The sequence below is a fragment of the Zongyangia acetica genome (genome assembly GCF_038739695.1).
GTDB lineage: Bacteria > Bacillota > Clostridia > Oscillospirales > Ruminococcaceae > Zongyangia > Zongyangia gallinarum.
Genome location: NZ_JBBEWN010000008.1, coordinates 24,785 through 51,571, shown reverse-complemented (window position 1 = coordinate 51,571; position 26,787 = coordinate 24,785). Strand labels below are relative to the sequence as shown.

The 26,787-nt window shown below is 46.3% G+C and carries 29 protein-coding genes, 1 riboswitch and 1 other annotated feature; of the genes, 7 read left to right on the top strand and 22 right to left on the bottom strand.

Annotated features, from left to right (window positions below):
• Positions 1 to 8 precede the first annotated feature (8 nt).
• The 7 genes from WGC32_RS08635 to WGC32_RS08605 all read right to left on the bottom strand — a co-directional run bounded on the left by WGC32_RS08635 (position 9) and on the right by WGC32_RS08605 (position 6,876).
• On the bottom strand, positions 9 to 1,379 hold the full coding sequence (locus WGC32_RS08635) for a sensor histidine kinase (protein WP_342681392.1): 1,371 nt from the start codon (positions 1,377 to 1,379) through the stop codon (positions 9 to 11).
• On the bottom strand, positions 1,376 to 2,053 hold the full coding sequence (locus WGC32_RS08630; RefSeq protein ID WP_342681457.1) for a response regulator transcription factor: 678 nt from the start codon (positions 2,051 to 2,053) through the stop codon (positions 1,376 to 1,378). Before WGC32_RS08630 ends, WGC32_RS08635 begins: the two co-directional genes overlap by 4 nt.
• A gap of 117 nt (positions 2,054 to 2,170) precedes the next feature.
• Positions 2,171 to 3,088 (bottom strand): PepSY domain-containing protein, encoded by a 918-nt coding sequence (locus WGC32_RS08625; RefSeq protein ID WP_342681391.1) that lies wholly within the window; start codon positions 3,086 to 3,088, stop codon positions 2,171 to 2,173.
• 137 nt (positions 3,089 to 3,225) lie between these two features.
• On the bottom strand, positions 3,226 to 4,140 hold the full coding sequence (locus WGC32_RS08620; protein ID WP_342681390.1) for a DNA/RNA non-specific endonuclease: 915 nt from the start codon (positions 4,138 to 4,140) through the stop codon (positions 3,226 to 3,228).
• Positions 4,137 to 4,544 carry a ribonuclease Z gene (locus WGC32_RS08615; RefSeq protein WP_342681389.1) on the bottom strand — a complete coding sequence of 136 codons (408 nt, stop codon included), beginning with the start codon at positions 4,542 to 4,544 and terminating at the stop codon, positions 4,137 to 4,139. The genes WGC32_RS08620 and WGC32_RS08615 overlap by 4 nt, the downstream gene beginning before the upstream one ends.
• Before the next feature lie 190 nt (positions 4,545 to 4,734).
• Complete coding sequence (locus WGC32_RS08610) at positions 4,735 to 6,621, bottom strand: heavy metal translocating P-type ATPase (RefSeq protein WP_342681388.1); 1,887 nt, start codon at positions 6,619 to 6,621, stop codon at positions 4,735 to 4,737.
• A 36-nt stretch (positions 6,622 to 6,657) separates the two neighbouring features.
• Entirely contained in the window at positions 6,658 to 6,876 is a 219-nt protein-coding gene (locus WGC32_RS08605; protein ID WP_191482727.1) for a cation transporter, read from the bottom strand.
• A gap of 350 nt (positions 6,877 to 7,226) precedes the next feature.
• Between WGC32_RS08605 and WGC32_RS08600 the strand changes: the two genes are divergently transcribed.
• From WGC32_RS08600 to WGC32_RS08590, 3 genes are all read left to right on the top strand, one after another.
• Positions 7,227 to 7,574, top strand: a complete 348-nt coding sequence (locus tag WGC32_RS08600; protein WP_342681387.1) for a winged helix-turn-helix transcriptional regulator — start codon at positions 7,227 to 7,229, stop codon at positions 7,572 to 7,574.
• A gap of 65 nt (positions 7,575 to 7,639) precedes the next feature.
• Positions 7,640 to 8,035 carry a metalloregulator ArsR/SmtB family transcription factor gene (locus WGC32_RS08595; RefSeq protein WP_191482725.1) on the top strand — a complete coding sequence of 132 codons (396 nt, stop codon included), beginning with the start codon at positions 7,640 to 7,642 and terminating at the stop codon, positions 8,033 to 8,035.
• Positions 8,032 to 9,039 (top strand): helix-turn-helix transcriptional regulator, encoded by a 1,008-nt coding sequence (locus WGC32_RS08590; RefSeq protein WP_342681386.1) that lies wholly within the window; start codon positions 8,032 to 8,034, stop codon positions 9,037 to 9,039. Before WGC32_RS08595 ends, WGC32_RS08590 begins: the two co-directional genes overlap by 4 nt.
• 83 nt (positions 9,040 to 9,122) lie before the next feature.
• On the opposite strand, the gene queA is transcribed toward WGC32_RS08590, so the two are convergent.
• The gene (gene queA, locus WGC32_RS08585; protein ID WP_342681385.1) at positions 9,123 to 10,148 is read right to left on the bottom strand and encodes a tRNA preQ1(34) S-adenosylmethionine ribosyltransferase-isomerase QueA; all 1,026 of its coding nucleotides are present in this window, start codon (positions 10,146 to 10,148) and stop codon (positions 9,123 to 9,125) included.
• 92 nt (positions 10,149 to 10,240) lie between these two features.
• Positions 10,241 to 10,421, top strand: a riboswitch (Lysine riboswitch).
• Positions 10,422 to 10,552: 131 nt separating this feature from the next.
• Here queA and asd point away from each other — a divergent pair.
• From asd to WGC32_RS08565, 4 genes are all read left to right on the top strand, one after another.
• Positions 10,553 to 11,629, top strand: a complete 1,077-nt coding sequence (asd, locus tag WGC32_RS08580; RefSeq protein ID WP_191509934.1) for an aspartate-semialdehyde dehydrogenase — start codon at positions 10,553 to 10,555, stop codon at positions 11,627 to 11,629.
• 64 nt (positions 11,630 to 11,693) lie between these two features.
• Positions 11,694 to 12,584, top strand: coding sequence for a 4-hydroxy-tetrahydrodipicolinate synthase (gene dapA, locus WGC32_RS08575; protein WP_342681384.1), 891 nt, complete (start codon positions 11,694 to 11,696; stop codon positions 12,582 to 12,584).
• Positions 12,585 to 12,615: 31 nt separating this feature from the next.
• Entirely contained in the window at positions 12,616 to 13,365 is a 750-nt protein-coding gene (dapB, locus tag WGC32_RS08570) for a 4-hydroxy-tetrahydrodipicolinate reductase (RefSeq protein WP_342681383.1), read from the top strand.
• Between the two features lie 49 nt (positions 13,366 to 13,414).
• Positions 13,415 to 13,885 (top strand): ACT domain-containing protein, encoded by a 471-nt coding sequence (locus WGC32_RS08565; protein ID WP_191509937.1) that lies wholly within the window; start codon positions 13,415 to 13,417, stop codon positions 13,883 to 13,885.
• A 78-nt stretch (positions 13,886 to 13,963) separates the two neighbouring features.
• Here WGC32_RS08565 and tyrS read toward each other — a convergent pair whose 3' ends face one another.
• The 14 genes from tyrS to WGC32_RS08495 all read right to left on the bottom strand — a co-directional run bounded on the left by tyrS (position 13,964) and on the right by WGC32_RS08495 (position 26,741).
• Entirely contained in the window at positions 13,964 to 15,187 is a 1,224-nt protein-coding gene (gene tyrS, locus WGC32_RS08560) for a tyrosine--tRNA ligase (protein ID WP_342681382.1), read from the bottom strand.
• Between the two features lie 63 nt (positions 15,188 to 15,250).
• Positions 15,251 to 15,491, bottom strand: a binding site (T-box leader).
• A gap of 29 nt (positions 15,492 to 15,520) precedes the next feature.
• Positions 15,521 to 17,200: a DNA repair protein RecN gene (gene recN / locus WGC32_RS08555; protein WP_342681381.1), complete on the bottom strand. Its 1,680-nt coding sequence runs from the start codon at positions 17,198 to 17,200 to the stop codon at positions 15,521 to 15,523.
• Between the two features lie 7 nt (positions 17,201 to 17,207).
• Positions 17,208 to 17,663: an arginine repressor gene (locus WGC32_RS08550; protein ID WP_191509940.1), complete on the bottom strand. Its 456-nt coding sequence runs from the start codon at positions 17,661 to 17,663 to the stop codon at positions 17,208 to 17,210.
• A gap of 47 nt (positions 17,664 to 17,710) precedes the next feature.
• Complete coding sequence (locus WGC32_RS08545; protein WP_342681380.1) at positions 17,711 to 18,565, bottom strand: NAD(+)/NADH kinase; 855 nt, start codon at positions 18,563 to 18,565, stop codon at positions 17,711 to 17,713.
• Positions 18,566 to 18,588: 23 nt separating this feature from the next.
• Positions 18,589 to 19,395, bottom strand: a complete 807-nt coding sequence (locus tag WGC32_RS08540; protein WP_342681379.1) for a TlyA family RNA methyltransferase — start codon at positions 19,393 to 19,395, stop codon at positions 18,589 to 18,591.
• Positions 19,392 to 21,251, bottom strand: a complete 1,860-nt coding sequence (gene dxs, locus WGC32_RS08535; protein ID WP_342681378.1) for a 1-deoxy-D-xylulose-5-phosphate synthase — start codon at positions 21,249 to 21,251, stop codon at positions 19,392 to 19,394. The genes WGC32_RS08540 and dxs overlap by 4 nt, the downstream gene beginning before the upstream one ends.
• A 26-nt stretch (positions 21,252 to 21,277) precedes the next feature.
• A complete protein-coding gene (locus WGC32_RS08530; RefSeq protein ID WP_342681377.1) occupies positions 21,278 to 21,793 on the bottom strand; it encodes a divergent PAP2 family protein in 516 nt (171 codons plus the stop codon).
• Positions 21,794 to 21,806: 13 nt separating this feature from the next.
• Complete coding sequence (locus WGC32_RS08525; protein ID WP_342681376.1) at positions 21,807 to 22,697, bottom strand: polyprenyl synthetase family protein; 891 nt, start codon at positions 22,695 to 22,697, stop codon at positions 21,807 to 21,809.
• Between the two features lie 26 nt (positions 22,698 to 22,723).
• Positions 22,724 to 22,954 carry an exodeoxyribonuclease VII small subunit gene (gene xseB / locus WGC32_RS08520; protein ID WP_191509946.1) on the bottom strand — a complete coding sequence of 77 codons (231 nt, stop codon included), beginning with the start codon at positions 22,952 to 22,954 and terminating at the stop codon, positions 22,724 to 22,726.
• Positions 22,929 to 24,164, bottom strand: a complete 1,236-nt coding sequence (gene xseA / locus WGC32_RS08515) for an exodeoxyribonuclease VII large subunit (protein WP_191509947.1) — start codon at positions 24,162 to 24,164, stop codon at positions 22,929 to 22,931. Before xseA ends, xseB begins: the two co-directional genes overlap by 26 nt.
• Positions 24,161 to 25,099, bottom strand: coding sequence for a peptidase M22 (locus WGC32_RS08510; protein ID WP_342681375.1), 939 nt, complete (start codon positions 25,097 to 25,099; stop codon positions 24,161 to 24,163). Before WGC32_RS08510 ends, xseA begins: the two co-directional genes overlap by 4 nt.
• Positions 25,096 to 25,521 carry a transcription antitermination factor NusB gene (nusB, locus tag WGC32_RS08505; protein WP_191509949.1) on the bottom strand — a complete coding sequence of 142 codons (426 nt, stop codon included), beginning with the start codon at positions 25,519 to 25,521 and terminating at the stop codon, positions 25,096 to 25,098. The genes WGC32_RS08510 and nusB overlap by 4 nt, the downstream gene beginning before the upstream one ends.
• A gap of 183 nt (positions 25,522 to 25,704) precedes the next feature.
• The gene (locus WGC32_RS08500) at positions 25,705 to 26,070 is read right to left on the bottom strand and encodes an Asp23/Gls24 family envelope stress response protein (protein ID WP_191509950.1); all 366 of its coding nucleotides are present in this window, start codon (positions 26,068 to 26,070) and stop codon (positions 25,705 to 25,707) included.
• Positions 26,071 to 26,201: 131 nt separating this feature from the next.
• The gene (locus WGC32_RS08495; protein ID WP_342681374.1) at positions 26,202 to 26,741 is read right to left on the bottom strand and encodes a SpoIIIAH-like family protein; all 540 of its coding nucleotides are present in this window, start codon (positions 26,739 to 26,741) and stop codon (positions 26,202 to 26,204) included.
• Between the last annotated feature and the right edge of the window lie 46 nt (positions 26,742 to 26,787).

Here is a 26,787-nt window from a genome sequence, read left to right as displayed (position 1 = left end):
TTCTAATATTATCGGGAATTACCCTGTGGCAGGGCAGGAAAAACACAGATAAATTCTGTACCCTGGCCAAGTTCGCTTTCCACAGAAATTTGGCCATGATGGGCTTCTACAATCCACTTGACCATAGAAAGCCCCAATCCGCTGCTTTCCGAATTTCTGGACGGATCCACCTGATAAAATCGTTCCCAAATATGGGGCAATGCATCAGAGGGAATTCCTATTCCGTCATCTTTGACAGTCATTTTTATATTTTCTCCCGCTTTTTGCAGCGAAATCCAAATATGTCCGCCTTTCTTCCCATAACAAATGGCGTTTTGTAGCAGGTTGCTCCATAGCCGTATCATCAGCGTCTGATCTGCCATGAGATAAAGTCCTTTTTCGATGTCTGCTTCCAGGGATATTTCTGCTTCTGCGGCGATGTCTTTCCATTCATCGGCAGCCATTTCACCAAGTTCACTGAAGTCAAGTGCTTCCAAATTCAACTTTTCCCTGCCCTGGTCCGCCCGGGAAAGCAACAATAGCTGAGAAATCATATCAGACATGGACCTCACCTTTCGGTAGATCACTTCCACCTCTTTATATCTCTCTTTATCCAGATGGCCGCCATTGAGCAGTTCTTCACACTGCATTAAAACAACACTGATTGGAGTCCTCAGCTCATGGGCAACATCGCTGGTAAACTGCTTTTCCCGTTTAACCCCTGCCTCTATGGTATCTAACAGCTCGTCAAACGTTTTTGCCACGGTATAGATCTCATCACTACCCGAGCCCAAACGGATTCTCTTGGAAAGATCCCGCTCTTTTTGGATTTTTTGCACCGTTTTGGTGATTTGGGAAACCGGAAGCAATGCCCGCCGGCTTAAAAGATAACCACACACTGCCGTTAACAAAATCAGCACTGGAAATAAAATGAGCGCCAGGTAAACTGTATACCGGAAATCCCGTTCGGCATCGGTGATGGAAACAATTCCTCTCACCACCAACGGATGATAGTTTTCTATTGGAAAGGTCATATCCAGGACATAATAGTCCGTATCTCCAGAGGATATTGTCCGAATCCTGCCATTTTCAAAGGGCAGGTCATAGGAAAAGCCATAAGGTATCTTCCCATACAGCAGCTCGGTGCTCCCCTCCTCATAGACAGACAGATAAACGCCGCTGTCCAATTCCATCAGATCGGAGTCAAATTCCAAGCGGCCATTCTCATACTCGATATCCTCCATGGATTTGGATACCCGCTCTTCCAGGGTATTCTGGACATTGGACAGAATCTCATTGGAACTGATGGAGAAAAGCAAGCTGAACATAATACACATTACCAAAATCATCAGTCCGGTATGCAGCAGCACAAGCCTTGTTTTCAGCGACATCTTTCTCATGGCTTTTCATCTCTCAATACATATCCATGGCCCCTGACCGTATGGATTAGTTTTTGTTCATGTCCCTCGTCAATTTTCTTCCGCAGATACCGAATATATACATCAATCACATTAGAGCCACCTGAAAAATCATAGTCCCACACATGCTGCTCCAGTTTATCTCGGCTCAGGACAATACCGGCATTCTGCATCATATAGCGCAGCAGTGAATATTCCTTGGAGGAAAGCTGGATTTCCTTCTCTCCGCGGAAAACCTGTCGAGTATCCAGATGCAGGGATAAATCTCCGACCTTTAGAATCGTAGCTTTCTCTGTCATGGGTTTGCGCAAAAGAACACGGAGCCGCGCCAGCAGCTCCTCAAAGGCAAACGGTTTGACCAGATAGTCGTCTGCCCCCGCATCCAGACCAGTAACACGGTCTTCAATGCTATCTTTTGCGGTCAGAAGAAGCACAGGGACGGCATTGTGCTGCGCTCGCAGCTGGCGGAGGACTGTAATCCCATCCATCTTTGGCATCATGATGTCTAAAATCAGAGCGTCATATTCCGCTCCCATAAGATAGTCAAATACCTCCTCCCCATCAAAGCAGGAATCAACGCTGTAATCAGCCTCTTTCAACCTCTTCTTAAGCAGGCTGTTGAGGTCGCGTTCATCTTCTGCAACCAAAATTCGCATCATTCTTCCCCACTTTCCTGTTCTGGCACAGCATATCTACCTTGGAAATTGCCCATCCGCAGCAAGCTATTGATAGCTTGCTGCGGATGGTTTTTCTGGTATTACACGACAGAACCACTAATCTTTATAATCAACACTCCACTCGATGAAGTTTCCAGTTGAAGCATCAATCTCAAACTCGTATTCTGTCCAGTTATAGTAAATTTCCCCTTCATAGATCTGCCGTCCGTCATCATGGTCCAAATGAATACGGATATTGCTTGCCGTAGCACCACTGACCCTTGACAACGCTAGTTCCTGTGCCTGCTCCAGGGAAATAATCGTCCCACTGTTGCCGGCGCCACTCTGGGGAGTATAATTTTCAATATCATAATCGCATTTTACAATTGCCCCACTATCTTTGGCGATCTCATAATCGTATTCTGTACCATTGGCATAAAATTCTATTTCATAGACGGCCCGACCATCGTCATAGTCTTCCTGCACACGGATAAACTGTGCGTCGGATTCCTGAACACCAGCATCCTCTAAAGCAATGGTCTTTGCCTGATCTTGGGTGATTGCGGAGGCGGTACCTGCGCTACTGTTAGTCTCCCCATTTGTCTGCGAAGAAGTTGAGCCTGCGGATTCAGCTCCCACATTCGATGAAGCAGATTGAGAAGAGCCGCTTCCGTTCTGAGTATCGTCTGTATTAGAAGCAGAAAGGACCTCATAAGAAGAATTGATGATTTCTCCCGAGTTTCTCAGCACATCATAGTCATAGCTTCGATCTTTGGTTGTAAAATCGATGTCATAAATATCTGCACCGTTTTCTTTATCTTTGCTGATTTTAAGGGACAAAACATCGGATTCTGCGATCCCAGCATCAGAGAAAGCGATGGTCTTGGCTTCTTGTTCAGTAATTTCAGCAGCAGACCGCGCTTGATGGGATAGTCCAATGGCAAGCGCTGTTCCGCATCCCACTACAAGTACCACTATTACTGCAACAATGGTGACCACCTTTGTATTTAACTTTTTCAAAAAATCCAATTTCATAATCGCTACCTTCTTTCTGTCTTTCTCAAATTTATTTTTGACTGTATCTGAAGTATAGCCCTGAAAAATTAAAACTAGATTAAAATACTCTCTTTTTAAAAATTTTTTGTAATGTGAGCTTTATCACTATCTAAGCCCTACGGCTGGCAGTTTTGGCACGGTTCATAGCCCTGGGCAATCAGCTCATCTCTGGTTCCGGTAAATGTCTCTTTGTTTTTTTCCTTCATCGTTTCTACCGAAGGACAATCCCTCCGATGGAATTTATGGGAACTGACATTGAGGATATAGGTCTGTTCTCCCGCGGAGGATTTCTCTTCCGAATTCTCCGAAGAAGTAGTGGGCGCTGCATCACCAGCCCAACTCTCCCCTGTTTGATAATCAATGGTTACGCCAGGCTGATTGTTATAGACATAGACGTGAAAACAGACGCCATCTCCCTCATCTTCCACCGAAAATCCTTCCATTTCGACTCCCTTTGCCACTAGGTCGTCCCCTTCAAAAACAGGCGTCACTCGGTACATCACGTGATTTCCCGTCTCTTTGATGTAGTCCGCCACCATATTTTCGAACGGCAGCATCCCCTCTACGTTCATATAGCGTGTGCCGGTAATCAGATTCTTTTCATTGGCGTTTTCTGCTGTCAGCTGAAAACCGATCAGATGGCAGCGGTTATAGAGGTACTTCCCATCCACAAAATCGTATTCAACACTTTGCCAGCCCGATGGCTTTATCTGGCTGATGCTCTCCCTATCTTCCGTGGGCATCAGTTCCTGCCCAACGCAGGCGTAAGCGACCCCGCACCTTCCCAGTGTATCTAATTCGCTATATGACTCAAACGCCTCCGTAGTTCTCTCCTCTTCGGAAAAGGAGGGCTGGTTTCCGTTGACTTCTACATAAGGCGAGCCGCTGAAATCTGGAATCTCATCCAGCGAAACAATGGATGTTGGCAGGGAACTTTCTTCTATTCCCGTAGGGCTATCCAGACCACATCCACTGAAGAGGATGACAAACACAAGCAAAACAGAGACAAGAGAAAGCATGCTTTTCTTCATCGTATATAAATCTCCTTTGTTATCTTTTCATGGGAATATCCAGAAAACTCTTTTGTATCTTTTATCTTCCATCCATGATTCAGATCAATATCGAAAGAAACATCTGCCGGATATACACGGTTCCACCTGTAAACTACCAGTGTCCCTATCTTCCCTTCAAAGGGATGTAAAGGTATATTCTCGATAAAGCAGAGGTCATTGTCTCCCGCACGGAAAAGAAGACGGTCATCTACAATGATGTCCTGCAGCTTTCCCTCAAAAAGCACAGTAGAAAAACTGCTGATCCAAAGCCTTCTGCCTTTGCTATCCTCCAGGATGTTCTCTATGACTCTACGATCTCGGCTCTGCCTTCGGTGGTTGAAAAGCATGCCGTTTCTGTCATCCAGACACACAATAATTTCCATCGGAACTTCTCCCATCTGACCATAGATTCTACTGTATTATACCACATTTCGAGAGCAAAGAGATCATCTCCGACAATCTGAAGTTCTCTTTCTAATATAGGCTAATGCCTTATCATAAAGAAAAGCCATCAGATATCCGATGGCTTTTCTTTATGATCTATTTTTATTGATTCCGGCTAATATTTACCGGCTATAAATTCTTTACAAACAAGGCCCTGATTGCGTTGAGAACGGCCAAAATCATGACGCCAACATCCGCAAAGATAGCAACCCACATATTGGCAATGCCAAACGCTCCCAATGCCAGGCAGATCAGTTTAATGCCGATGGCAAATACTATATTTTGATAAACGATCCGCAAGCATTTACGAGAAATCCGGATCGCCTTGGAAATTTTCATAGGATCGTCATCCATCAAGACTACATCTGCAGCCTCAATGGCCGCGTCAGACCCCATGGCCCCCATAGCGATACCGATATCCGCCCGGCTCAAAACCGGTGCATCGTTGATACCATCTCCCACAAAGGCCAGCTTTTCCTTTTCTGGCTTTTGTTTTAGCAGCGTCTCCACCTTTTCTACCTTCCCAGCGGGAAGCAATTCGCTGTATACCTCATCCAGTCCCAGGGTTTTGGCCACCTGGTCTGCTACCTTGCGAGTATCACCGGTGAGCATAACGGTCTTTTTCACCCCCGCTTCCTTGAGGGCGTGAATCGCCTCCTGCGCACGGGGCTTGATAACATCAGAAATGACGATATGTCCAGCATACTGTCCGCGGATCGCCATATGAATAATGGTACCCACAGAGTGGCAGGGAATATAGGAAATCCCCAGCCGATTCATCAATTTGTCATTGCCAGCGGCAACCTCTACGCCATCCACCTTAGCGATGACCCCATTACCGCTGATCTCCTGGATGTCGGTAACCCGCGACCGATCCAGGGGCTTTCCGTAGGCTCTTTGCAAGCTTTTACTGATGGGATGGGATGATGCGCTTTCGGCCAAGGCGGCATACTCAACCAGCTTTTCATTTTCAAGCTCATTGTGGTGGATGCCGTTGACCTCAAATACACCCTGGGTCAAGGTGCCCGTCTTATCGAATACTACAATTTTGGTCTGGGAAAGGGTTTCCAGATAATTAGAGCCTTTGACCAACACTCCGGCCTTACTAGCTCCACCAATACCGGCAAAAAAGCTCAATGGTATGCTGATCACAAGGGCGCATGGGCAGCTGATAACCAGGAAGGTCAGTGCGCGATAGATCCACACATGCCACTGTGCTGTAAGCCCCAATACAATCATGCGAACTAAGGGGGGCAGAATGGCCAGCGCCAATGCCGCAATACAAACCGCAGGGGTGTATATCCGAGCAAATTTAGAGATAAAATCCTCTGATTTTGACTTTCGAGAACTGGCGTTTTCAACCAGGTCTAGAATCTTGGAAACTGTGGACTCCCCAAATTCCTTGGTGGTTCTAATTTTCAACACGCCTGTCATATTGATACAGCCGCTGATGATTTCGTCTCCATCTTTCACATCCCGGGGCAGACTTTCACCTGTCAGGGCACTGGTATTTAGACTGGAGACTCCTTCCATTACAACGCCGTCAATAGGGATCTTCTCTCCCGGCTGCACCACAATGACACTGCCAATTTCCACCTCGTCCGGGTCTACCTTTTCCAGTTTTCCGTCACGTTCAATGTTGGCATAGTCAGGTCGAATGTCCATCAAATCACTGATATTACGGCGGCTCTTGCCCACCGCGTAACTTTGAAACCATTCCCCCACTTGATAAAAAAGCATGACAGCGATGGCTTCGGTATAATCACCGCTTTGATCGTAAACAGCTAAAGCAATGGCACCAATGGTCGCAACAGCCATCAAGAAATTCTCATCAAAGATTTGACGATTTTTTATGCCCTTTGCGGCTTTTAGCAGGATATCATACCCGATAATAAAATAAGGAATCAAATATAGGGCAAATCGCAGAATACCTGTCACCGGAATAAAGTACAGGGCAATCAGAATAACTGCCGCTGTAATAATACGTACCAGCATCTTTTTTTGCTTTTTGCTCATATTCTCTCCTCCTATATGTTTCTTTTCTATTTCCTATTAAAGATAGATTTCACAGTCGTCCTCTACCCTTTTGCAGTTTTTGCGTACTTCCTGCATTACGGCCTTAGGATCCTGGCCCTCATCAAATTCCACATTCATCTTTAGGGTCATAAAGTTTACCACCGCATTTTTCACACCGTGGGTACGTCGTGCAGCATCTTCCATCTTATTGGCACAATTGGCACAGTCTACCTCAATTTTGTATGTCTTTTTCATCTGTAAAACCCCTTTCCAGTGCTCTTCATAAATATTAAAAGATTGCTTAATTGTTTATCTATATAATAGACGCTATGTATCTATCTGTCAATGCCGTAACGAGATGTCCTTCTAATTGGATTAAAAGTGTTTCCATTTGGGCCAATTGGTTACTGTCCTGTAGACTTTCCTTTCCAGCCAAAGATAGTGATTCATATGCTGTTTGTAGCCCACTAACAAAAGTCAACCTTTTCAGGGCTTGTATTCTTAGGGCGTTAATATTATAATAAATCTGTAGGGACAATTTATTCCATAAGTCTTATTTTGAAATATAGTTACTAAAATATACTATTAGAAAAGGAGTGGACAAAATGGTTGAAACAGCGATAAAAAAAGAGCTTCCATCCTGCCCAGTAGAAACTACATTAACACTGATCAGCGACAAATGGAAAGTTCTCATTTTGCGGGATTTGATGCCGGGGACCAAGCGGTTTGGAGAGCTGAAAAAGTCTATCGGCCATGTGAGTCAAAAAGTTCTCACTGCACAGCTGCGGCAGATGGAGGAAAGTGGCCTGCTCATCCGAAAGGTCTATGCTGAGGTTCCTCCCCGAGTAGAATACACATTAACAGAACTAGGCTATAGCCTTAAGCCTGTTCTTGACGCTATGTGGAACTGGGGAGAAGAGTATAAAGCTCAGCAGACAACGGAACAAAATTAGACAATAAGTAATTGAAAACTAAAAGAGTTGCGTTTATCTATTTCAAGTAAAAGGAGGATCTCTCAATGCAACAGTGTTCATTGCCGCACGATCACGGACAACTAATTGAGCAGAATTTAGATCATATGCCTAAAACAGAGGATTTTCAAATTGTTGCTGATATTTTTAAACAGCTCTGTGATGGAAGCCGTATCCGAATTTTTTGGTTACTGTGTCACTGTGAAGAGTGTGTTATCAATCTATCCTCCCTTGTTGACATGAACAGTCCTGCGGTTTCCCATCATTTGCGGCAGCTGAAAAACAGCGGGTTAATTGTCAGTCGGAGGGATGGAAAAGAAGTATATTATAAGGCTGCCGATACAAAACAAGTACAGCTACTCCATCAAATGATCGAAAAAATGGTGGAGATCTCCTGTCCATCAAACTCACATTCGTCAAATTCCCAAGGCGGTGAAGCATGAGAGAAGATGATTACCTCGCCATTGCTGACGCACTAAAGGATATAGCAGAGGGCTCCTTTGCAATGAAAGAAGGCAGCAGTCTAAAAAAATTCCAGGAGCCTTCGGAGGGAGAATTACAGACTCACACCACTGGCAAGGGTAGGATCCTGTGTTTTGGAGTCTATCCTGGAATTGAAGTTTCTTTCCATCAATATTTGGCGGACAAGGTACAATTTCACCATAAAGCTATCCATTCCATCCTTGAGGTCAGCCACTGTAGAAAAGGACGCATCGGTTGGAATATGCGCAATCATATTTCCGTCTATCTGGGCGCGGGAGATTTATGCCTGCGTACCATGGATTGCTGCGCGGATTCTGAAATGTCCCTTCCCCTTGGATACTATGAGGGTCTCTCCTTTTCTCTGGATCTCAAAGTGTTACAGAATGACTGTCCGCAAATTGTCAGGGAAGCAAATATCGATATTCAAAGACTCCACCAAAAATTCTGTGAAAAGGGTACGCCGGTTGCTATTCCCTCTAGTAACATCATTGAGGGTATCTTTGATGTTCTTTATGAGCTTTCCCCTACCCTTCTCCTCCCATATTATAAACTAAAGGCGCAGGAGCTCCTTTTATATTTAAGCCAGTGGGAGCCCTCAGAAGGAAAAGAGGTAATCCCATATGCTTCGCAACAGACAGAATTAATGAAAGAAATTCATGACTTTCTTGTGGAACATTTAGAACATCGTTTTACTATAGAAGAAATATCTAAGAAATATCTCATCAATACCTCTTCGCTTAAATCTGCCTTTAAGGCTGTTTATGGTTATCCCATTGCTACCTATATGAAGGAATTCAGGATTCGGCAGGCAATGAAATTGCTGCAAACCACCAATGACAGTATTGCCGTAATCTCTGAAAAGGTAGGTTATGAAAATCAGGGAAAATTCACCAAAGCTTTTAAAGAAACCGTAGGAATACTTCCCACAGAATACCGCAAGGCAAATATAAAATCGGAACGGTAACAGTCCGCCACTACACAGATTATCTAAAAAGGGGAACTTCTATTACAACAGAAGTTCCCCTTTTTCACATCCATAAACGCCGATTATATAATGAGCATTGCGTCCCCAAAGCTAAAAAATCTGTATTTTTCTCTCACCGCTTCTTCATACGCCTTCATCACATGATCGTAACCGGCAAAAGCGGAAACCAGCATAATCAAGGTGCTTTCCGGTAGATGGAAATTAGTGATTAGCCCGTCGATTGCCTGAAAAGTATAGCCTGGATATATAAATATATCGGTAGAGCCTGAGCATTCTTTAAAATCGCCGTATTTTTGTGCCACCGATTCTAAGGTGCGGCAGCTAGTTGTCCCCACGGCAATGACTCTGTTTCCTGCTTCTTTTGCCTCCCGGATTAGACGAGCTGTGGCCTCGGGCATATAGTAGCGTTCCGAATGCATTTTATGTTCTTCAATATTCTCCACCTTTACCGGACGGAAGGTACCAAGACCCACATGAAGTGTTACATATCCAATCTTAATTCCCCGCTCTGTCAGTGTCTTCATGAGGTCCTTTGTAAAATGAAGCCCTGCTGTAGGCGCTGCCGCTGAACCGACCTCCTTGGAATAGACTGTCTGATAACGTTCCTTATCTTGGAGCTTTTCCTTTATATAAGGGGGCAGCGGCATCTGTCCGATGTGGTCAATAACATCGTAAAAATTCCCCTCATGGGTGAAGCGGATTAAACGGTTGCCACCTTCTAGTACATCTACGATTTCTCCTCGCAGGATACCGTCTCCGAAGACGAGCATATGTCCAGGTTTGGCCTTTTTCCCAGGGCGCACCAGCACTTCCCACAAATCTATCTGCTTCTGTTCCAGCAAGACAACTTCGATATGAGCGCCAGTATCCTCCCTATCACCATAAAGACGGGCGGGCAGCACTCGGGAATCGTTGACAATCAACACGTCCCCGGCCTTCAAAAGGTCAGGCAGGTCATAAAAATGATGGTGGGAAAGCTCCCCCGAAAAACGATCCAAATGGAGAAGGCGGGAATGGTCCCTTGGCTCTATGGGGGTCTGTGCGATTAGTTCAGGCGGAAGATCAAAAAAGAAATCCGATTTTTTCATTTGATTTATCCTCTTTCAACAAAATTATGAAAATGAACACAAATAGTTTGACATCAATTTGTGCAGATGGTAATATAGATAAAAAGAATATGCCCAGGGATAGAGGTGCATCTTTAAAAAGTATGTAAGAGCGAGACTGCCAAGGTCGCTTGAGCGATTACAGAAAGGTAAAGTTGCCGAAGGCGGACAGTGCCGGCAGCTGTCTGACCTGGTTGCTTAGTCGAACAGGCTGGTGACTGTCATCATGCAATATGATGAAGAGCTATCGTTTTTTCTCCATCAGGGAAAAGAGCGTCAATGTCTCTATTATATTGTATTAAAAGCCGGTTTTCAACCGGTTTTTTTCATATCCCCAAGTATTCCCCTGATATTATTTTGATCGACTGGAAGGAGTCAAGAACAAAATGAAGCAATATCGTGTTGCAGTTGTCGGAGCGACCGGCATGGTTGGCCAAAGATTTATCACATTGTTGGCAGATCACCCCTGGTTTAAACTTACCGCTCTGGCTGCTTCTCCCCGTTCCGCGGGCAAAACATACGAAGAGGCTGTTGGTAACCGTTGGGCCATGGCTGCCCCTATGCCAGAAGTGGCAAAAAAAATGGTAGTATTGGATGCTTCTCATGTAGAAGAGGTTGCCGCATTGGTTGACTTTGTTTTCTGCGCTGTGGACATGAAAAAGGATGAAATCCGCGCACTGGAGGAGGCTTATGCCAAAGCAGAGTGCCCTGTGGTATCCAATAACTCTGCCCATCGCTTTACCCCCGATGTCCCTATGGTTATTCCGGAGATCAACGATGCTCACCTGGAGGTCATCCCCGCCCAAAGAAAGCGCTTAGGAACTAAAAAAGGCTTTGTGGCGGTCAAATCCAATTGTTCGCTTCAAAGCTACGTTCCAGCTCTTCATCCTCTCATGGAATTTGGTTTAAATAAAGCATTGGTTTGCACTTATCAAGCAATTTCCGGTGCCGGTAAGACCTTTGCCACCTGGCCGGAGATGGTAGACAATGTCATCCCCTATATCGGCGGCGAAGAGGAAAAAAGCGAACAGGAGCCTCTGAAAATTTGGGGCAAAGTGGAAGACGGAAAGATTGTTCCCGTTTCTTCCCCTTCCATTACGGCTCAGTGTATCCGGGTTCCCGTTTCTGATGGGCATCTGGCCGCATGTTTCATGAGTTTTGATAAAAAACCTTCCATCGAACAAATCAAAGAAAAGTGGGCCACTTATTCCGGAGCTCCTCAGGCTCTTAATCTCCCCAGCGCTCCCAAACAGTTCCTCCATTATTTCGAGGAAGCAGATCGCCCTCAGACTAAGTCCGAACGTAATCTGGAAAATGGCATGGCGGTTTCTATTGGCCGTTTGCGGGAAGATACCCAGTACGACTATAAATTTGTCTGTATCTCCCACAATACCCTGCGAGGTGCCGCCGGAGGTGCTGTGCTTCTGGCAGAGCTGTTGGCCGCAAAGGGATATTTTGACTAGTAAAACGATACACATAAAGTAATAAGAACCGCTTTCAGTATGCGTTAGAATGGAGGAAATTACAATGAAAAAGACAATTTTCACCGGTGCTGGTGTCGCCATCATTACCCCAATGAACGAAGATGATTCCATTAACTATGAACTGCTGGGCCAGCTCATTGATTTTCAGATCGACAACGGCACCGACGCCATTATCATCTGCGGCACTACTGGAGAATCCTCGACCATGACTGACGAGGAACATGTGGAAGCTATCCGCTTTGCAGTGAAAAAGACAGCGGGCAGAGTCCCGGTTATCGCCGGTGCCGGAAGCAACCACACTTCCTATGCTCAGTGGATGAGCAAACAGGCAAAAGATGCAGGAGCCGATGCCCTGCTTCATGTCACTCCTTATTATAACAAGACCTCTCAAGCCGGCCTTGTGAAGCATTTTATGACTTTGGCTGATACCACCGATCTTCCGGTGATTCTCTACAACGTTCCCAGCAGAACCGGCTGCAACATTACACCGGCTACCTATAAAGAGCTGTCAAAGCACCCCAACATTGTTGCTACTAAAGAGGCGAATGGCAATCTTTCCGCCATACTGGAAACCAGATATCTCTGCGGGGAAGACCTGGATATTTATTCTGGAAATGATGACCAAATCGTTCCCATCCTCTCCCTGGGCGGGAAGGGCGTTATCTCTGTTCTTTCCAATGTCATGCCCAAGGAAGCCCATGATATTTGCCAGCTCTTCTTCGATGGCAAGGTAGCGGAAAGCGCCGCGCTGCAAACCAAGCTTTGTGGTCTCATCCAGGCTCTATTCTGCGATGTGAACCCCATTCCCGTCAAAGAGGCCGTCTCCCTCATGGGATACGCCGCAGGTTCCTGCCGCTTGCCTTTGGTCGGCCTAAGCGACGCCAATAAGGCCCGTCTGCGCGGTGAAATGGAAAAATTCGGCCTAGTAAAATAGAAAAAGGCTGAAATATAAGGGGAAGTTAAAAATGAAACAGATTATTCTTTCCGGTTGTAATGGGAAAATGGGGCATGTTATCTCAGATATTGTCATGGGACGGGATGACTGTACCATTGTCGCAGGATTTGATCTCAATACCCAGCGGCAATACGATTATCCTGTTTATACCAAGCCATCAGAATATACCGGCAGTGGAGATGTAATTATCGATTTTTCCCATCCCTCCCTGCTTACCTCTCTGCTGGATTACGCGGAGGAAAAGAAAATCCCCATCGTCCTCGCCACCACTGGATACAGCAAAGCTCAACTTGAAGAAATCCATGCCGCGGCTCAGCGTCTTCCGGTATTCTTCTCTGCTAATATGTCTTTGGGCATTAATCTCATGGTAGAGCTTGCAAAAAAGGCCGCGTCTGTTTTGGGCGGGTCTTTCGATATCGAAATCATTGAAAAACATCATAATCAAAAGATTGATGCTCCCAGCGGGACTGCGCTGATGATTGCTGACGCGGTCTCCGGCGTCCTGAGTGAGAAGCCGCAATATGTTTACGACCGCCACAGCCAACGGAAAAAACGCGACAAAAACGAAATTGGCATTCATGCTATTCGCGGCGGAACGATTGTGGGAGAACACGACATCATGTTTGCTGGTCGGGATGAAATACTCACCATTTCCCATACTGCTATGTCCAAAGAGGTGTTCGCTTCCGGAGCGGTAAATGCGGCCGTCTTTATGTGCGGCAAAGCACCTGGACTTTATAATATGAAAGATATGGTGTAAATTTAAGTGGTAAGCGATTGCCTTGCCATCAATGAAGGAGGATGTTCTCATGAATGGAGTGCAACAAATTACTGCTGTCCACGATATCGCGCTGATTACCTTTAACAAAGCGCCTGCTAAGTTGGACTTTATTGCGCACATTTTTACGGCTTTTTCAGCGGGGCACATCAATATCGATATGATTTCCCAGACGCCGCCTCAAGGCGAATTCGTCAATCTGTCTTTCACTGTAGAGGATAAAGATCTTGCCTCTGCTCTTTCCATCATCACCAAGATCAGAGAGGATTATCCTTCTATCAAGCCTATGGTCAGCAGTGGAAACTGTAAGATTTCCCTGTTCGGCGAAGAAATGAGAGAGCAGTATGGTGTCGCCGCGGCGGCAATTGCTGCGGTGGCGAAAGCCGACACCGAGATTCTTGTCATTACCACCTCGGAAATTGATATCTCTTTTCTTTTTACCGAAGCCAATTATCATGATGCCCTGATTGCTTTGGAAGAGGAATTTCAGGTAAAAGAATAAAAGAGAAAAGCCGCCTTAATTGGCGGCTTTTTCTTTCCATAAAAGGGACTGAAAGCTAAGCTTTCGGTCCCTTTTCACTTAAAATGTTACCTTGTGGAACACCTTTTTACCTTTTTTCAAAATGAACTTTCCATTTTGAATAGTAGAAGCGTCGATGGTCATCATAGGATCGCTGACCTTCTCTTCCCCGATAGAAATTCCGCCCTGGGTGATGAGGCGTCTGCCTTCTCCTTTGGATTTTACAAGTCCGCATTTGACCAGCAGATCGGTAATGCCGATCTTTCCATCGGTAAAGTCATCGGCTGTGACAACGGTGGTCGGCATGTTGGTGTCATCGCTTCCCGCCGAGAATAGGGCCTTGGCAGCAGCCAGAGCTTTGTCCGCTTCTTCTTTTCCATGAACGAGCTTGGTCACCTCATAGGCCAAAATCTCTTTCGCCTTGTTGAGCTGACTTCCTTCCCAATGCTCCATGGCCTCAATCTCTTCAATGGGAACAAAGGTGATTAGCTTAAGGCAGTTAATCACATCCCCGTCGTCTACATTTCTCCAATACTGGAAAAAGTCATAAGGGGAAGTTTTCTCTGCATCAAGCCAGACGGCGCCCTTTTCCGTCTTACCCATCTTTTTGCCTTCTTTGGTGGTGAGGAGGGTGAAGGTCATTCCATAGACCTCCTCCCCTTTGACCCGGCGTACCAGATCCACACCATTGATGATATTCGACCACTGATCGTCGCCGCCCAACTCCATCGTGCAGTTTTCGTCCTCAAATAAGCGGAGGAAGTCATAACTCTGCATCAGCATGTAGTTAAATTCCAGGAAGCTGAGGCCTCTTTCCAGGCGGGTCTTAAAGCACTCCGCTGTCAGCATCCGGTTGACAGAAAAGTGGACTCCAACGTCTCTGAGAAAGTCAATGTAGTTGAGTTTGAGCAACCAGTCGCCATTTCGCAGCATCTTTGCCTTTCCTTCGGAGAAGTCTATAAACCGGGACATCTGCCGCTGGAAGCATTCTGCATTATGATTGATTTCTTCCTTGGTCAGCATCTTTCTCATATCGCTTTTACCGGTCGGATCACCTACCATGGTGGTTCCAGTCCCTAAAAGAGCAATAGGCTGATGCCCCGCCTTCTGCAGATGTGCCATGACCATCAGCTGCAAAAAGTGGCCGACATGGAGGCTGTCTGCAGTCGCATCGAAACCAATGTAAAAGGTTACCTTCTCATTGTCCAGTTTTTCTTTAATTTTTTCCTCATTTGTCATCTGAGCAATGAGCCCGCGGCGTTTTAATTCCTCAAATACTGTCATCGTTCTACTCCTTTTTTCTTTTTTCTCTCGGGCATAAAAAAACCTCTATACGGCAATCACCGTATAGAGGACGTTATCAAACGTGGTACCACCTCTGTTTACCCCTTCCTCACGAAAAAGGGCCTCATCGGGTACAAATATACCCTAACGCTGTAACGGGCGTACCCGACGCAAAGCCTACTTCACCATTTCAGCCGGTAGCTCAGGGATGTATTCACGCCGCTCCTTTTCTCCCCTTCTCACCAAACCAGGGGCTCTCTTTGCAAAACAGACACGGGCTACTTGTTCCCATCAAAGCCGATGAACACATTATAGAGAAACTCGAAGCGTTTGTCAACACCCCTCGTCACTTTTTGCGCGTCGAAGCATTTCTTCCGCATTCTGCAAGGATAGCTCTGAAACATCCACACCGCTCATAATCCGGGCAATCTCCCGTACACGTCCCGGATGATCGAGCTCGGTGACCTGGGTAAAGGTATGATCGTCCTTTACCTGCTTCTGGATCAAAAGATGGTGATCGCACAAGGCAGCGATCTGGGCCAAGTGGGTAACGCAGATCACCTGCCGTCCTTTAGACACCTGCCGCAGCTTCCGCCCGATCTTTTCCGCTGCGCTACCGCTGACTCCTGTATCCACCTCATCAAATATAAGAGTGGGCACATCATCCTTGTCAGAAATCACATTTTTAATGCTCAGCATAATGCGGGAAAGCTCTCCCCCCGACGCAATCTTCGCAATGGGCTTAGGAGGCTCTCCTGGGTTGGTGGAGATCATAAACTCCACATCATCCAGCCCCTTTGCTCCCAATTTGCAGGGTAGAATGGAGATGGTGAATTTGACTGACGGCATGTCCAGGAAGCTAAGTTCCCCCTCAACCTGCTTTTCAAAACGCCGTGCCGCAGCTTTCCGCTCTTTGGAAAGCTGATCGGCTAAATTCTTCGCCTGAAGAAGCATCTCCTTGTAGGATTGATTCAGAGATTCTTTCTTTTCATCTGAAAGGGTGATCTTCTCCAGTTGCTTTTTATATAAAGAGAGATTTTGTAAAATTTCTTCAATATCTCCGCCATATTTCCGCTTGAGACGATAGATCAGATCTAATCGGGCCTCAATCTCTTCCAACTCGCCTGGATCATATTCCATACCAAGGCGGGCATCATTGATTCCCATAAGAGAGTCTTCCAGCTCATATCCCATTTCCGTCAATTTAGAGGAAATAGGGATCAAAGTTTCTACATAGCGCGCCGCTTCTTCCAGCTCCGCCGCTGCATTTTGAATAAGCTCCAGCGCTCCTGTTCTTTCTTCTCCACCGGCAATCTGCTCATGAGCTTCGTCTAAGGACAGACAGATTTTTTCTGCATTGCGTATCATGTTGCGTCGGTCGGCCAGCTCTTCCTCTTCTCCTGGAACTAGCTCCGCCTGTTCAATCTCATTGATCTGGTATTCCAAAAGATCGATCTGCCGGGCTTTTTCCGCTTCGTCAACGTTCAGGCTGTTTAGTTCCCGTCTCATTGCAATCAGTTGAGAAAAGCAGTCTCGATAGCGGTCATAAAGTGTATCCAATTGAGCAAAGCTGTCCAGAAAGTCAATATGTTTCTCTTTATTGAGAAGGTACTGACTGTCATGCTGCCCATGGATATTGATCAGCGAATTGCCGATTTCCCGAAGCATGGTAACACCAATGGGACGGCCACATAATCTGCAAGTTCCCTTTCCATCCACCGAGATTTCCCGGGAAATCATCAATTCTCCCTCATCAGCTTCGTATCCCATCTGATCCAATAGCTCCAGCGTCGTAGTGGAAAGGCCGGAAAACACCGCCGTAATCTGGGCACGCGTCTCCCCCGTACGAACAAGATCCCGGGAAACACGCTGACCCAATACTGCATTGATGGAGTCAATGATAATGGACTTTCCTGCCCCGGTTTCTCCGGTAAAAACATTGAGTCCTTCTGAAAAACAAATATCTGTTTGCTTGATGACAGCGATATTTTTGATAAAAAGTTCCTTTAACATAACGGCCTCACCTGGCAATCAATTTTTTCAGCTCTCCCGCAAGCTCTACAGCACAAGCCTCGTCCCGCATGACAACCAGAAAGGTGTCATCACCGGAAATAGTTCCCACAATGCCGTTCCAATACATAGCATCCAGCGCAGCACAGGCAGCATTGGCCATGCCAGTATAGCATTTGACCACGATCAAATTCTGGGCATAATCTACCCGGTTGACCGATTCGGTAAAGATAGAGTGAAACTTGAAGGACATATCGGAAGCCTTGTCATGAGATGAAGTTGTGTATCTATATTTTCCATCATTGCCTAATGTTTTTACCAGGCGCAGCTCTTTGATATCCCGAGAAACTGTGGCCTGTGTGACATCAAACCCCATCTGCTTCAGACAACGGAGCAGTTCCTCCTGGGTATCAATAGCCTTTTCTGAAATCAGTTCCAGAATTTTAGCATGTCTTCTGGTTTTCATAAGAACCTCCTTTTCTGCACAGCAGCAAGATCGGCAAGTTTAAGGGATTATCTTGTTCTTCCCATAATTTTCTGGCTGAGGATTTCATAAAAATTCTTATCCGAAAAACTGATGAATTTGGCTGCCCGTGCTGCTTTTTTGACGGTGACCACGTCATCTGGTTCCAAAGAAACTTCTGTATCTCCATCAATGGATAGCCGCACCTTTGTACCGCCGTATGGGTTTTGGTGGATAGAAAGCACCTTGTCATCAGCAAAGGTAATGGATCGAGAAAAAAGAGAGTGGGGACAAATGGGAGTTAACAGGATGCAGGAGAGTTTGGGATCTACCACAGGTCCTCCCGCCGAAAGAGAATAGGCAGTGGAACCGGTAGGCGTGGCAAGGATCAAGCCATCGGCACGGTAGCCACTGACAAGCTTATCCTGACATTTGACGTCAACGTCTATCATCTTTGCCTGGGTTCCGTTGGAAACGATCGCATCATTCAGCGCGTAAAAAGTTCGTCTACCCTCCTTGGATTGGACGGAAACCTCCAGGACCATCCGTTGTTCAATCTGATAATTCCCATCGACCAGTAATTTTAGCTTCTCAAATTCATCCGCTTCAATCTGGGCAAGAAATCCCAGGCGTCCGGCATTGATTCCCAAGGTAAGCTTGTCCAAGAGCATACCATGTTTCGCACTGTGAAGGATCGTACCATCCCCGCCGATGGCCAGGATAATGTCACAAGCACGCAAAGACCCGTCAAAGTCGCCATACCGTACGCCCGCAATGGGGAAAAGCGGCCGAAACTTTTCTTCCATCAAAATCTGAGCTCCCAAACGCAAAAGCTGATGGGCGGCTCGATTGGTTAACTCCGTTGTATGTGCTTTTTCCAGATTCGGTATGATAAAAATGCGCATGAAATATTCCTTTCTCTCCAGAATTACACCAGTTGATTATGTGAGACTGCCACAATTTTCTCTGGCGTAGTTTCTGCAAGATACTCCCCTTCATCTGCCTTTTCAAGGCAGAGCAGATATTCGATATTTCCTTCTGGTCCCTTGATAGGGGAATAATCCAGATGCAGCACATTCCAGCCATGCTCTATACAAAATGCGGTAATATTCCGGAGCACCTCCAGGTGGACCTCCGGATCACGCACTACACCCTTTTTCCCTACTTTTCCCTTTCCCGCTTCGAATTGCGGCTTGACAAGGCATACAGCTTTACATTGATCTTTGAGAAATTGTCGGGCAACTGGAAGGATCAGTGTCAAGGAAATGAATGATACATCCACTGAAAAGAAGTCAATAGAATCTGTAATTTGATCCTGTGTCACATGTCGGAAATTGGTCCTTTCCAGATTGACAACTCGGGAATCGTTGCGCAGATTCCAGGCCAATTGTCCGTAACCTACATCAATAGCATATACCTTTTCAGCCCCATTTTGCAGCATGCAGTCAGTAAAGCCTCCCGTGGAGGCTCCAATATCCATGCAGATACAGCCATCCAAACACAGATCAAAGGCCTTGATTGCTTTTTCGAGCTTTAGGCCGCCTCTGCTCACATAACGCAGCCCACTTCCCCGGACTTCGATCTCGTCGCTTTCTTTCACGAGTTCTCCCGCTTTATCGTATTTCTGACCATTGACATAGACATTGCCTTCCATAATCAGGCTTTTGGCCCGCTCTCTGCTTTGGGCAAGCCCATGTTCAACAAGATAAACATCCAGCCTTATTTTTTCATTCAATCTGATAACCCCTGTAATATAAATTTTTTGATAGAGGCTGCATCCAACCCTAAAGCCGCCAACGCCTGGGATACGCTGGCCTGTGGAACAAAGTCCTCAACTGCACGGATCCTGACCCTTGCTGTACTTCCACGACTGTGAAGTCTCGCAGACACATGTTCGCCAATGCACCCAGTCTCCATGGTTTCCTCCACAAAGAATATCTTTTCATAGCCTGCCATGATGTCGATACATTCTTCACTCAAGGGAAAAATTCGATTGAGCTTCATCACCGCAATGGGACATTGTGGACGAATCTGAGAGGCGGCCTCCCATACTTCTGTAAAGGTCCTGCCATAGGTAACCACTAGCACCTTGGCCTCCTCATGAAATAGCTCATATTCTCTGTACTGCTCAAAGGAAAACCCCTCCACTGTTCGTTCCTTCCCTCGTGGATATCGAATCGCACAGGGACCTTCGCAGTCATCAATGCAATGGCGAAGCATGGCATCCAGCTCACGATAACTGTAGGGCGCGTATATCTCCATATGCGGGATAGAGGATAAAAAACTAATGTCAAACAGTCCTTGATGGGTCTCTCCATCATCGCCTACAACGCCGGCTCGGTCTACTCCAATGACTACATGCTGTTTTTCAATCGAAAGATCATGAACGATTTGATCATATCCCCGCTGTAAAAAGGAGGAATACACAGCAAAAACCGGGATCATTCCTCCAGCCGAAAGCCCGCCAGCAAAGGTGAGGGCATAACTTTCCGCAATTCCCACATCAAAAAAACGGGATGGAAAGCGAGCCGCAAACCTATCGAGACCGGTTCCATATTTCATGGCTGCCGTAATGGCGCATATCTTATCATTGGCCTGTGCTAGCTGTGTCAGGCTCTCTCCAAAGGCGGTGGAAAAATTAACGCCAGGTTCGGCATCTGGATTCCCAGTTTTTACATTGAATTTGGATACGCCGTGATATGCGCCAGGGTTCTTTTCCGCAAAAAGATATCCTTTTCCTTTTTTTGTCTCCACATGGATCAGTACAGGCCGGGCCAGTTCCTTTGCCCGTTGTAGAACCTCACACAGATTCTTGATATTGTGTCCGTCTACTGGTCCTAAATAAGTAAATCCGAAATATTCAAACAATGTCGTCTTGTAGAGAACCCGCTTAACTGCTTCTTTGGATCGGAAAACAGCATTACGCAATTTGGGACCAACCACTGGAATAGATTTAAGTCCTCTTTCTACCCGATCTTTCGCGCGGAAATACTTGGGATTGGACCGAATTGTGGATAGATACCTTGCCAAAGCTCCTACATTATGGGAAATTGACATCTCGTTGTCATTGAGGATTACAATAATCCGATCATCCCCACGAGCTGCATTGTTCAGCCCCTCATAAGCAAGTCCTCCCGTCATAGCTCCATCCCCAATTACAGCCAATACATAGTTATGATTGCCTTTGAGGGTATTGGCTTTGGCGAGTCCAGTGGCCACTGCGATAGAGGTGCTGCTATGACCAGAGATAAAACTGTCATATTCACTTTCACACCGTTTAGGAAAACCTGAAATACCATCCTTTTTGCGGATGGTATCAAAACGTTCTTTCCGATGGGTGAGGATCTTGTGGGTGTAGCATTGATGCCCAACATCCCAGACAAATTGGTCGTTGGGGCAGTCAAATACCCGGTGCATGGCGACAGTTAATTCCACAACTCCCAGGTTGGAGGCTAAGTGACCACCGTTACGAGAGATCACCTCAATGAGGCGAGATCTCAGTTCAGCACAGAGGAAATCCAGTTCTTGGAAACTTAATTTTTTAATATCCTCCGGGCCATCTATCTGATTCAGAATTTTATAATCTGACATAGATTTAATTCCTTCATTCCTACTACTTAAGATACCGGCATTAATATGGCGATCAGCACTCCTAAGAGCGCACCTGCCAACACCTCCAGTGGTGTATGTCCAATAAACTCCTTGAGAAGTTTATCTTCATCCTCCAGCTCTAACTCTTCGTCATCAATATCGTCTGCCATTTCTTTGGTAAATTTTATGACGTCGCCATTACCAAATTTCTTAAAGTCGAAAACAATCTTATTGATGACTTTGGCATGCTCGCCAGCTGCTCGGCGCACCCCCATGGCATCATACATAACAATAGCCGCCAATATAAAGGCTACGGCAAACAGTGGAGACGCAAACCCATAGGCTCGCGCAACAGCAACCGTTAGTCCAGCTACCGTAGATGAATGGGAGCTCGGCATACCGCCAGAACCCACCAATCGTTCCAGCACCAGTTCTTTGGTGTTGATTAGAGTAAAGAGGGTTTTCAACAGTTGGGCAACAAGCCAGGACAGTAGAGCCGCATTGAGTACATAATTGCTAAATAGCTGATTGAGTACGCCCATGATTCTCTCCTTATTATTTTTGTCTGTGTGCCAGCATGTCCGTCAGCTCATAGAGGAAAGTATCGCTGGTTCCCCATTCATCTAAAATGTCTTTTGCCTCTCGTGAGAGCTTTTCTACCTCGCCTTGCGCCTGCGCAAGACCCATCAAAGTAACAAAGGTAGATTTCTCATTTTCTTCATCACTGCCAATGGGCTTGCCCAGTATTTCAGCCGAGCTCACTACATCCAGAATATCATCTACAATCTGAAACGCAAGCCCTATCTTTTCGGCGTATGTTCCCGCCAGACTCATCTGCTCTTCTGAGCCGTTGCCGGCCAAACATCCCAACTGTGTCCCTGCTTTGAGCAGCGCACCAGTTTTCAAGCTATACATCTGGGTAATATGCGCCAGATCTGTCTTCTTTCCTTCGCTCTCTAGATCGATAACCTGGCCGCCAATCATGCCCAACACGCCTGCCGCCTGTGACAAAATGGAGACCGCTTTTACAATATTTTCTGTCCCCACGACCTGCTTGTCCGCTTTTGCAAGGGTTTCAAAGGCCAAAGTCAACAGTCCATCCCCTGCCAGCAGTGCATTTGCTTCCCCAAACTGGATATGGCAGGATGGACGTCCACGTCGCATGTCGTCGTTGTCCATACAGGGCAGGTCGTCATGGATCAGAGAATAGGTATGCACCATCTCTAAAGCACTTGCAAAGGCCAGTGCCGCCTGTGGGTCTCCTCCACACTGCCGGCAAAATTCTAATACAAGCACCGGCCGGATTCTTTTTCCCCCAGCCGTAATGCTGTATTTCATGGCCTGCATCACATGCTGCTGCAGACAGTTGTCATCTGGAAGATAAGATATAATTGCCCGATCCACCATCTCGCCATAGAGAGACAGCCTTTCTTCTAACAAACCCATAACCTTCTCCTCTATTCAAGCCGTGCTCATGCCTCAGTGTCTTCCGGTATATTTTTCTCCCCATCCACTGGAACTGTTAGTTTTTCCACACGTAATTTTGCCTGTTCCAAAGTGTCGTTGCAAAAAGTAATCAGGGATACACCTTCCTCAAACAATTTAAGAGAATCGTCCAAAGGCGCCTCATTCTTTTCCAGAAGGGAAACAATCTCCTCCAAACGCTGCATTGCGTTTTCAAAGGTCTGTTTTTTCTTTGGCATCTGCTTTCTCCTCCTGCTGATAAACTCGGATCACTTGGGCATCCACATAGCCTTTGCCCAACCGGATATTAATGGTATCCCCACTCAGTAGCTGTTCACTTTTTTTGACAATTTCCCCATGCCTGAAAACAACGCTATATCCTCTTGAAAGAATATCCAAAGGATTGTAGGAATTTAAAAGCGCCGCCTGGGATTTCAGCTGCTGCTCATGTTTATTCATCATTGACTGCATATTTTTACATAATGATTGTACCAAAAAATCAAGTTGTTGTCTATTTTTATCAACCAAAAAAGAGGGGGACCTTATACATTCTTTTTGTGAAATTTGTTCAAGCTGCTGCTGACATTTTGCCAGTTTTCCTTCGATGCACCCGTAAATACGCACCTCAGCATTGGCCAGTTGATAAGCGAGATCTACCTGGCTGGGAGAAACCAACTCCGCTGCCGCCGAAGGGGTCGGCGCCCGCATATCTGCGACAAAGTCGGCAATCGTGAAGTCCGTTTCATGGCCTACGGCAGACACCACCGGCGTCTTGCAGGCAAAGATAGCGCGGGCCAACGCCTCGTCGTTAAAAGGCCACAAATCCTCGATGCTGCCGCCACCTCTACCGATAATGATGACATCTACCTTACCCCACCGGTCCATAAGGTTCAGCGCCTGGATCAAATCTTCTGCTGCATCCTCTCCCTGTACCTTGGCCGGCGCCAAAACCAGCCGGCACAGTGGGTACCGCCGACCCAGCACATTACGGATATCCTGCAGCACAGCTCCCGTTTCCGAAGTGATGACCCCAACCCGCTGAGGGAAAGCTGGCAATGGCTTTTTCCAGCGCTGGTCAAATAGGCCCTCCTTTTCCAGCTTTTCCTTCAGCTGCTCATAGGCTAGATAGAGTGCGCCCTTGCCCACCGGCTGCATGTCGTATACATACAGCTGATAGACGCCGTCCCGTTCGAAAACGCCTACATCCCCCTTGACGATCACCTTCATGCCATTTTCAGGACGAAAACGTACTTGGGAGGCATATCCGCGAAACATGACAGCCTTGATTGCGCAATGGGCATCCTTGAGGGTAAAGTAGAAATGGCCCGACTTTAGGTGATTGACAAAATTTGAGATTTCGCCCTCCACCAATAAGCCTGTCAGATTAGGATCCTCGTCAAATTTACTCTTAATATAACGGTTGAGCATGGAAATTGTGAGTACGTTCATTGATTCACCGCCTTCATGGAGGCCAAAATTGCCGTACCGCAGGCGTTGTCACTGGAAAATTCCGGCGCCGCAAAATAAGCGCCAAACTTTTTCTCCATCGCCTTCCGAATGATCGAGTTGGACATAACTCCACCAGCACAGAGAATGGGAAGATCTCCTTGTTGGGCGAGGACCGCCTCTGTCATTCCCATTACGGCCGTTTTCACCGATTCGATACAATAACGAGCAATGTATTCTGCCGGCGCCTTTTTTTCTACCAACTGCGCACATTGATTTTCAATTCCTGAAAGGCAGCAATCCATTCCTTTTAATGTTGCCCGCACCTGAATTTTGTCGGCACACTGCAGTGCCATTTCTTCCAGCTTCGGTCCTGCTGGAAAGGGCAATCCCAGCTGGTGCCCTACCCTGTCGATGGCTTGACCCGCCTTTAAATCTAGGCTGGAGGCGAGCAAAGTGATCTGAAAAACATGCACTGGGTCAGGCTGAACCAGAAGGCATTCTGTTGTTCCGCCTGAGACATGAAACGCAATAAATTTTTTCTTCGTCAGATAAGTCTGACCAGATGAAAAAATAGCGGCCATCACATGTCCCGCTTGATGGGAAAAGGAAGATATGGGGATATCCTGGGAAGTCCCAATTGCAGCCGCCGCCATTTCACCCACTAGAAAGCAGGGCATATAAGAACCCTCTACATCTCTCGGACGGGAAGAAAAACCGATTCCTGTAATGGAAGGGCGTATACGAGCAAAAAGCCGGGCAAAAATGTCCGGCAGTTGCTTGACGTGATGAAAAACAGCGTCGCTCTGTCGTAATCCCACACGCCCCGGCTCCACAGGAAGAAGTTTTTTCTCTCCCAGTATCTCTTGGGTCTCTGTATTATAAAGGGCGGCAGATGTAGTATAGTTGCTGGTATCAATACCTAAAAACCAACTCATTGCTCCACTTTTTCCTCTTTCATCTGCTCTAAATCTTTTGCCACCGCACCCAGCACTCCATTAACAAAGGAGGCGTCATCCTCTGTAGCATATTTCTTGGCAAGCTCCACTGCCTCATTAATAGAAACGCTCACCGGAATATCCTCCAGATACAACATTTCGCTGATGGACATCCGGAGGATCGCCAAGGATACCTTCACAATGCGGTCCAGCTTCCATTTTGTAGAATATTTCTCGATCACTCCATCCACCTGCTCAAGATGGTCATAGGCCTGCTGGGCCAAAGCATAGGAGAACTTGTCTACCACAAAATCTCTTCCCGCTTGTGCGTTTGCAATAATGTTATCCAACGTATCGCTTTGATTAAAAGACTTTTCAAATACTAGGATGAAAGCCTGTTCTCTTGCCTCACTTCTTGTCATAATAAACTCCAATCTGCCGCTGCACCGGCAAGGAATTTGAACGTCTAAAATACGACGTCAATTGCGCTCATACTTTTTTGTTTTAGTCTATTTTACCATAAATGAACCTATGAATCCACAGGTTTTATGATTCTTTTAGATAAAGAAAAAGTCCTCCGCCATCAAGGCCGAGGACTCAGAAAATCACTCTGCACTGCTTTCGTCAAACACAATACCTGTCACCACAACATTTACCTTGGAAACGGTGATGCCAGTCATATTCTGAACTGACTCTTTCACACTAGACTGGATAGCTTCCGCTACCTGCGGCACCTTAGCACCAAATTTCAGGTTAACATTGAGATCAATAACAGCAATATCGTCGTTGAGCTCTATCCGTATGGATTTTCCCTTAGAAGGATTGACCAAGCCTTTGATGGGGGTTGTGGAAAAGGGCGCCAGAGACGCTACACCCTCCACCTCTGTGGCGGCGAACTTTGCAATGGTCGCCAATACATCCTCCGATATTTTCAGGCTCCCGATCGCCTCTTTATAAGGTCTTTGTTCCATAGCTGCGGCCTCCTTTTATTTTGCGCGGTTCTTCCCCTCCAAAGCGGCGCAAACCGTGGTAATCTCCTCAATGATCCGCTGCCCTTACAGGGTCTTTGAAGTTATTATACCACAAAAAAAGAATTTCACAACTATTTGACCTCAACTATGGAAATATTTTCTACCGGCACTTCCGTTTCCTGGAGGAGTATTTCTTTAATCTGAGCCGCCTCATTTTCCAGCAGGCCATCAGTCTTGACAATGACGTTGGCTTTATCTCCATCGATGTAGGCAATACAGTCGTCAAAACCTTTGGCCTTGATTAAGTTTTCAATGCGGCTTTCCGTCTCAATGGCGCTTGCAATTTCAGACGCCTGGGCAGAAAGGGTCTCTTTCTGTTCTTCTTCAATCCCCTCATCGGAAATCATCGACTGGATTGTTTCCACTGCTTCATCCCGAGTTTTCTGACGGCTGAGTTTCGCTTCGGCAAAATAGGTGTCGCTATCGCTCTCTACTCCGGTCTGGTTGTCAACATATTGAGCGTCGCCATAATTCTTAGTTTCAGACTCAGTCTGGTTGGTCACAACCAGGTCGTTTCCATTAGAAAACTGCCAATTGAGGTAAATGGCAATGCCCAGCACTAAAATGAGGGATGCCAGGATAATCTGTCTTTTGCCAATAATCATGTTCATAGTTCTTCCTCCTGTTGTCTGCAAAATTTCTATCTTTCTCGTCCCC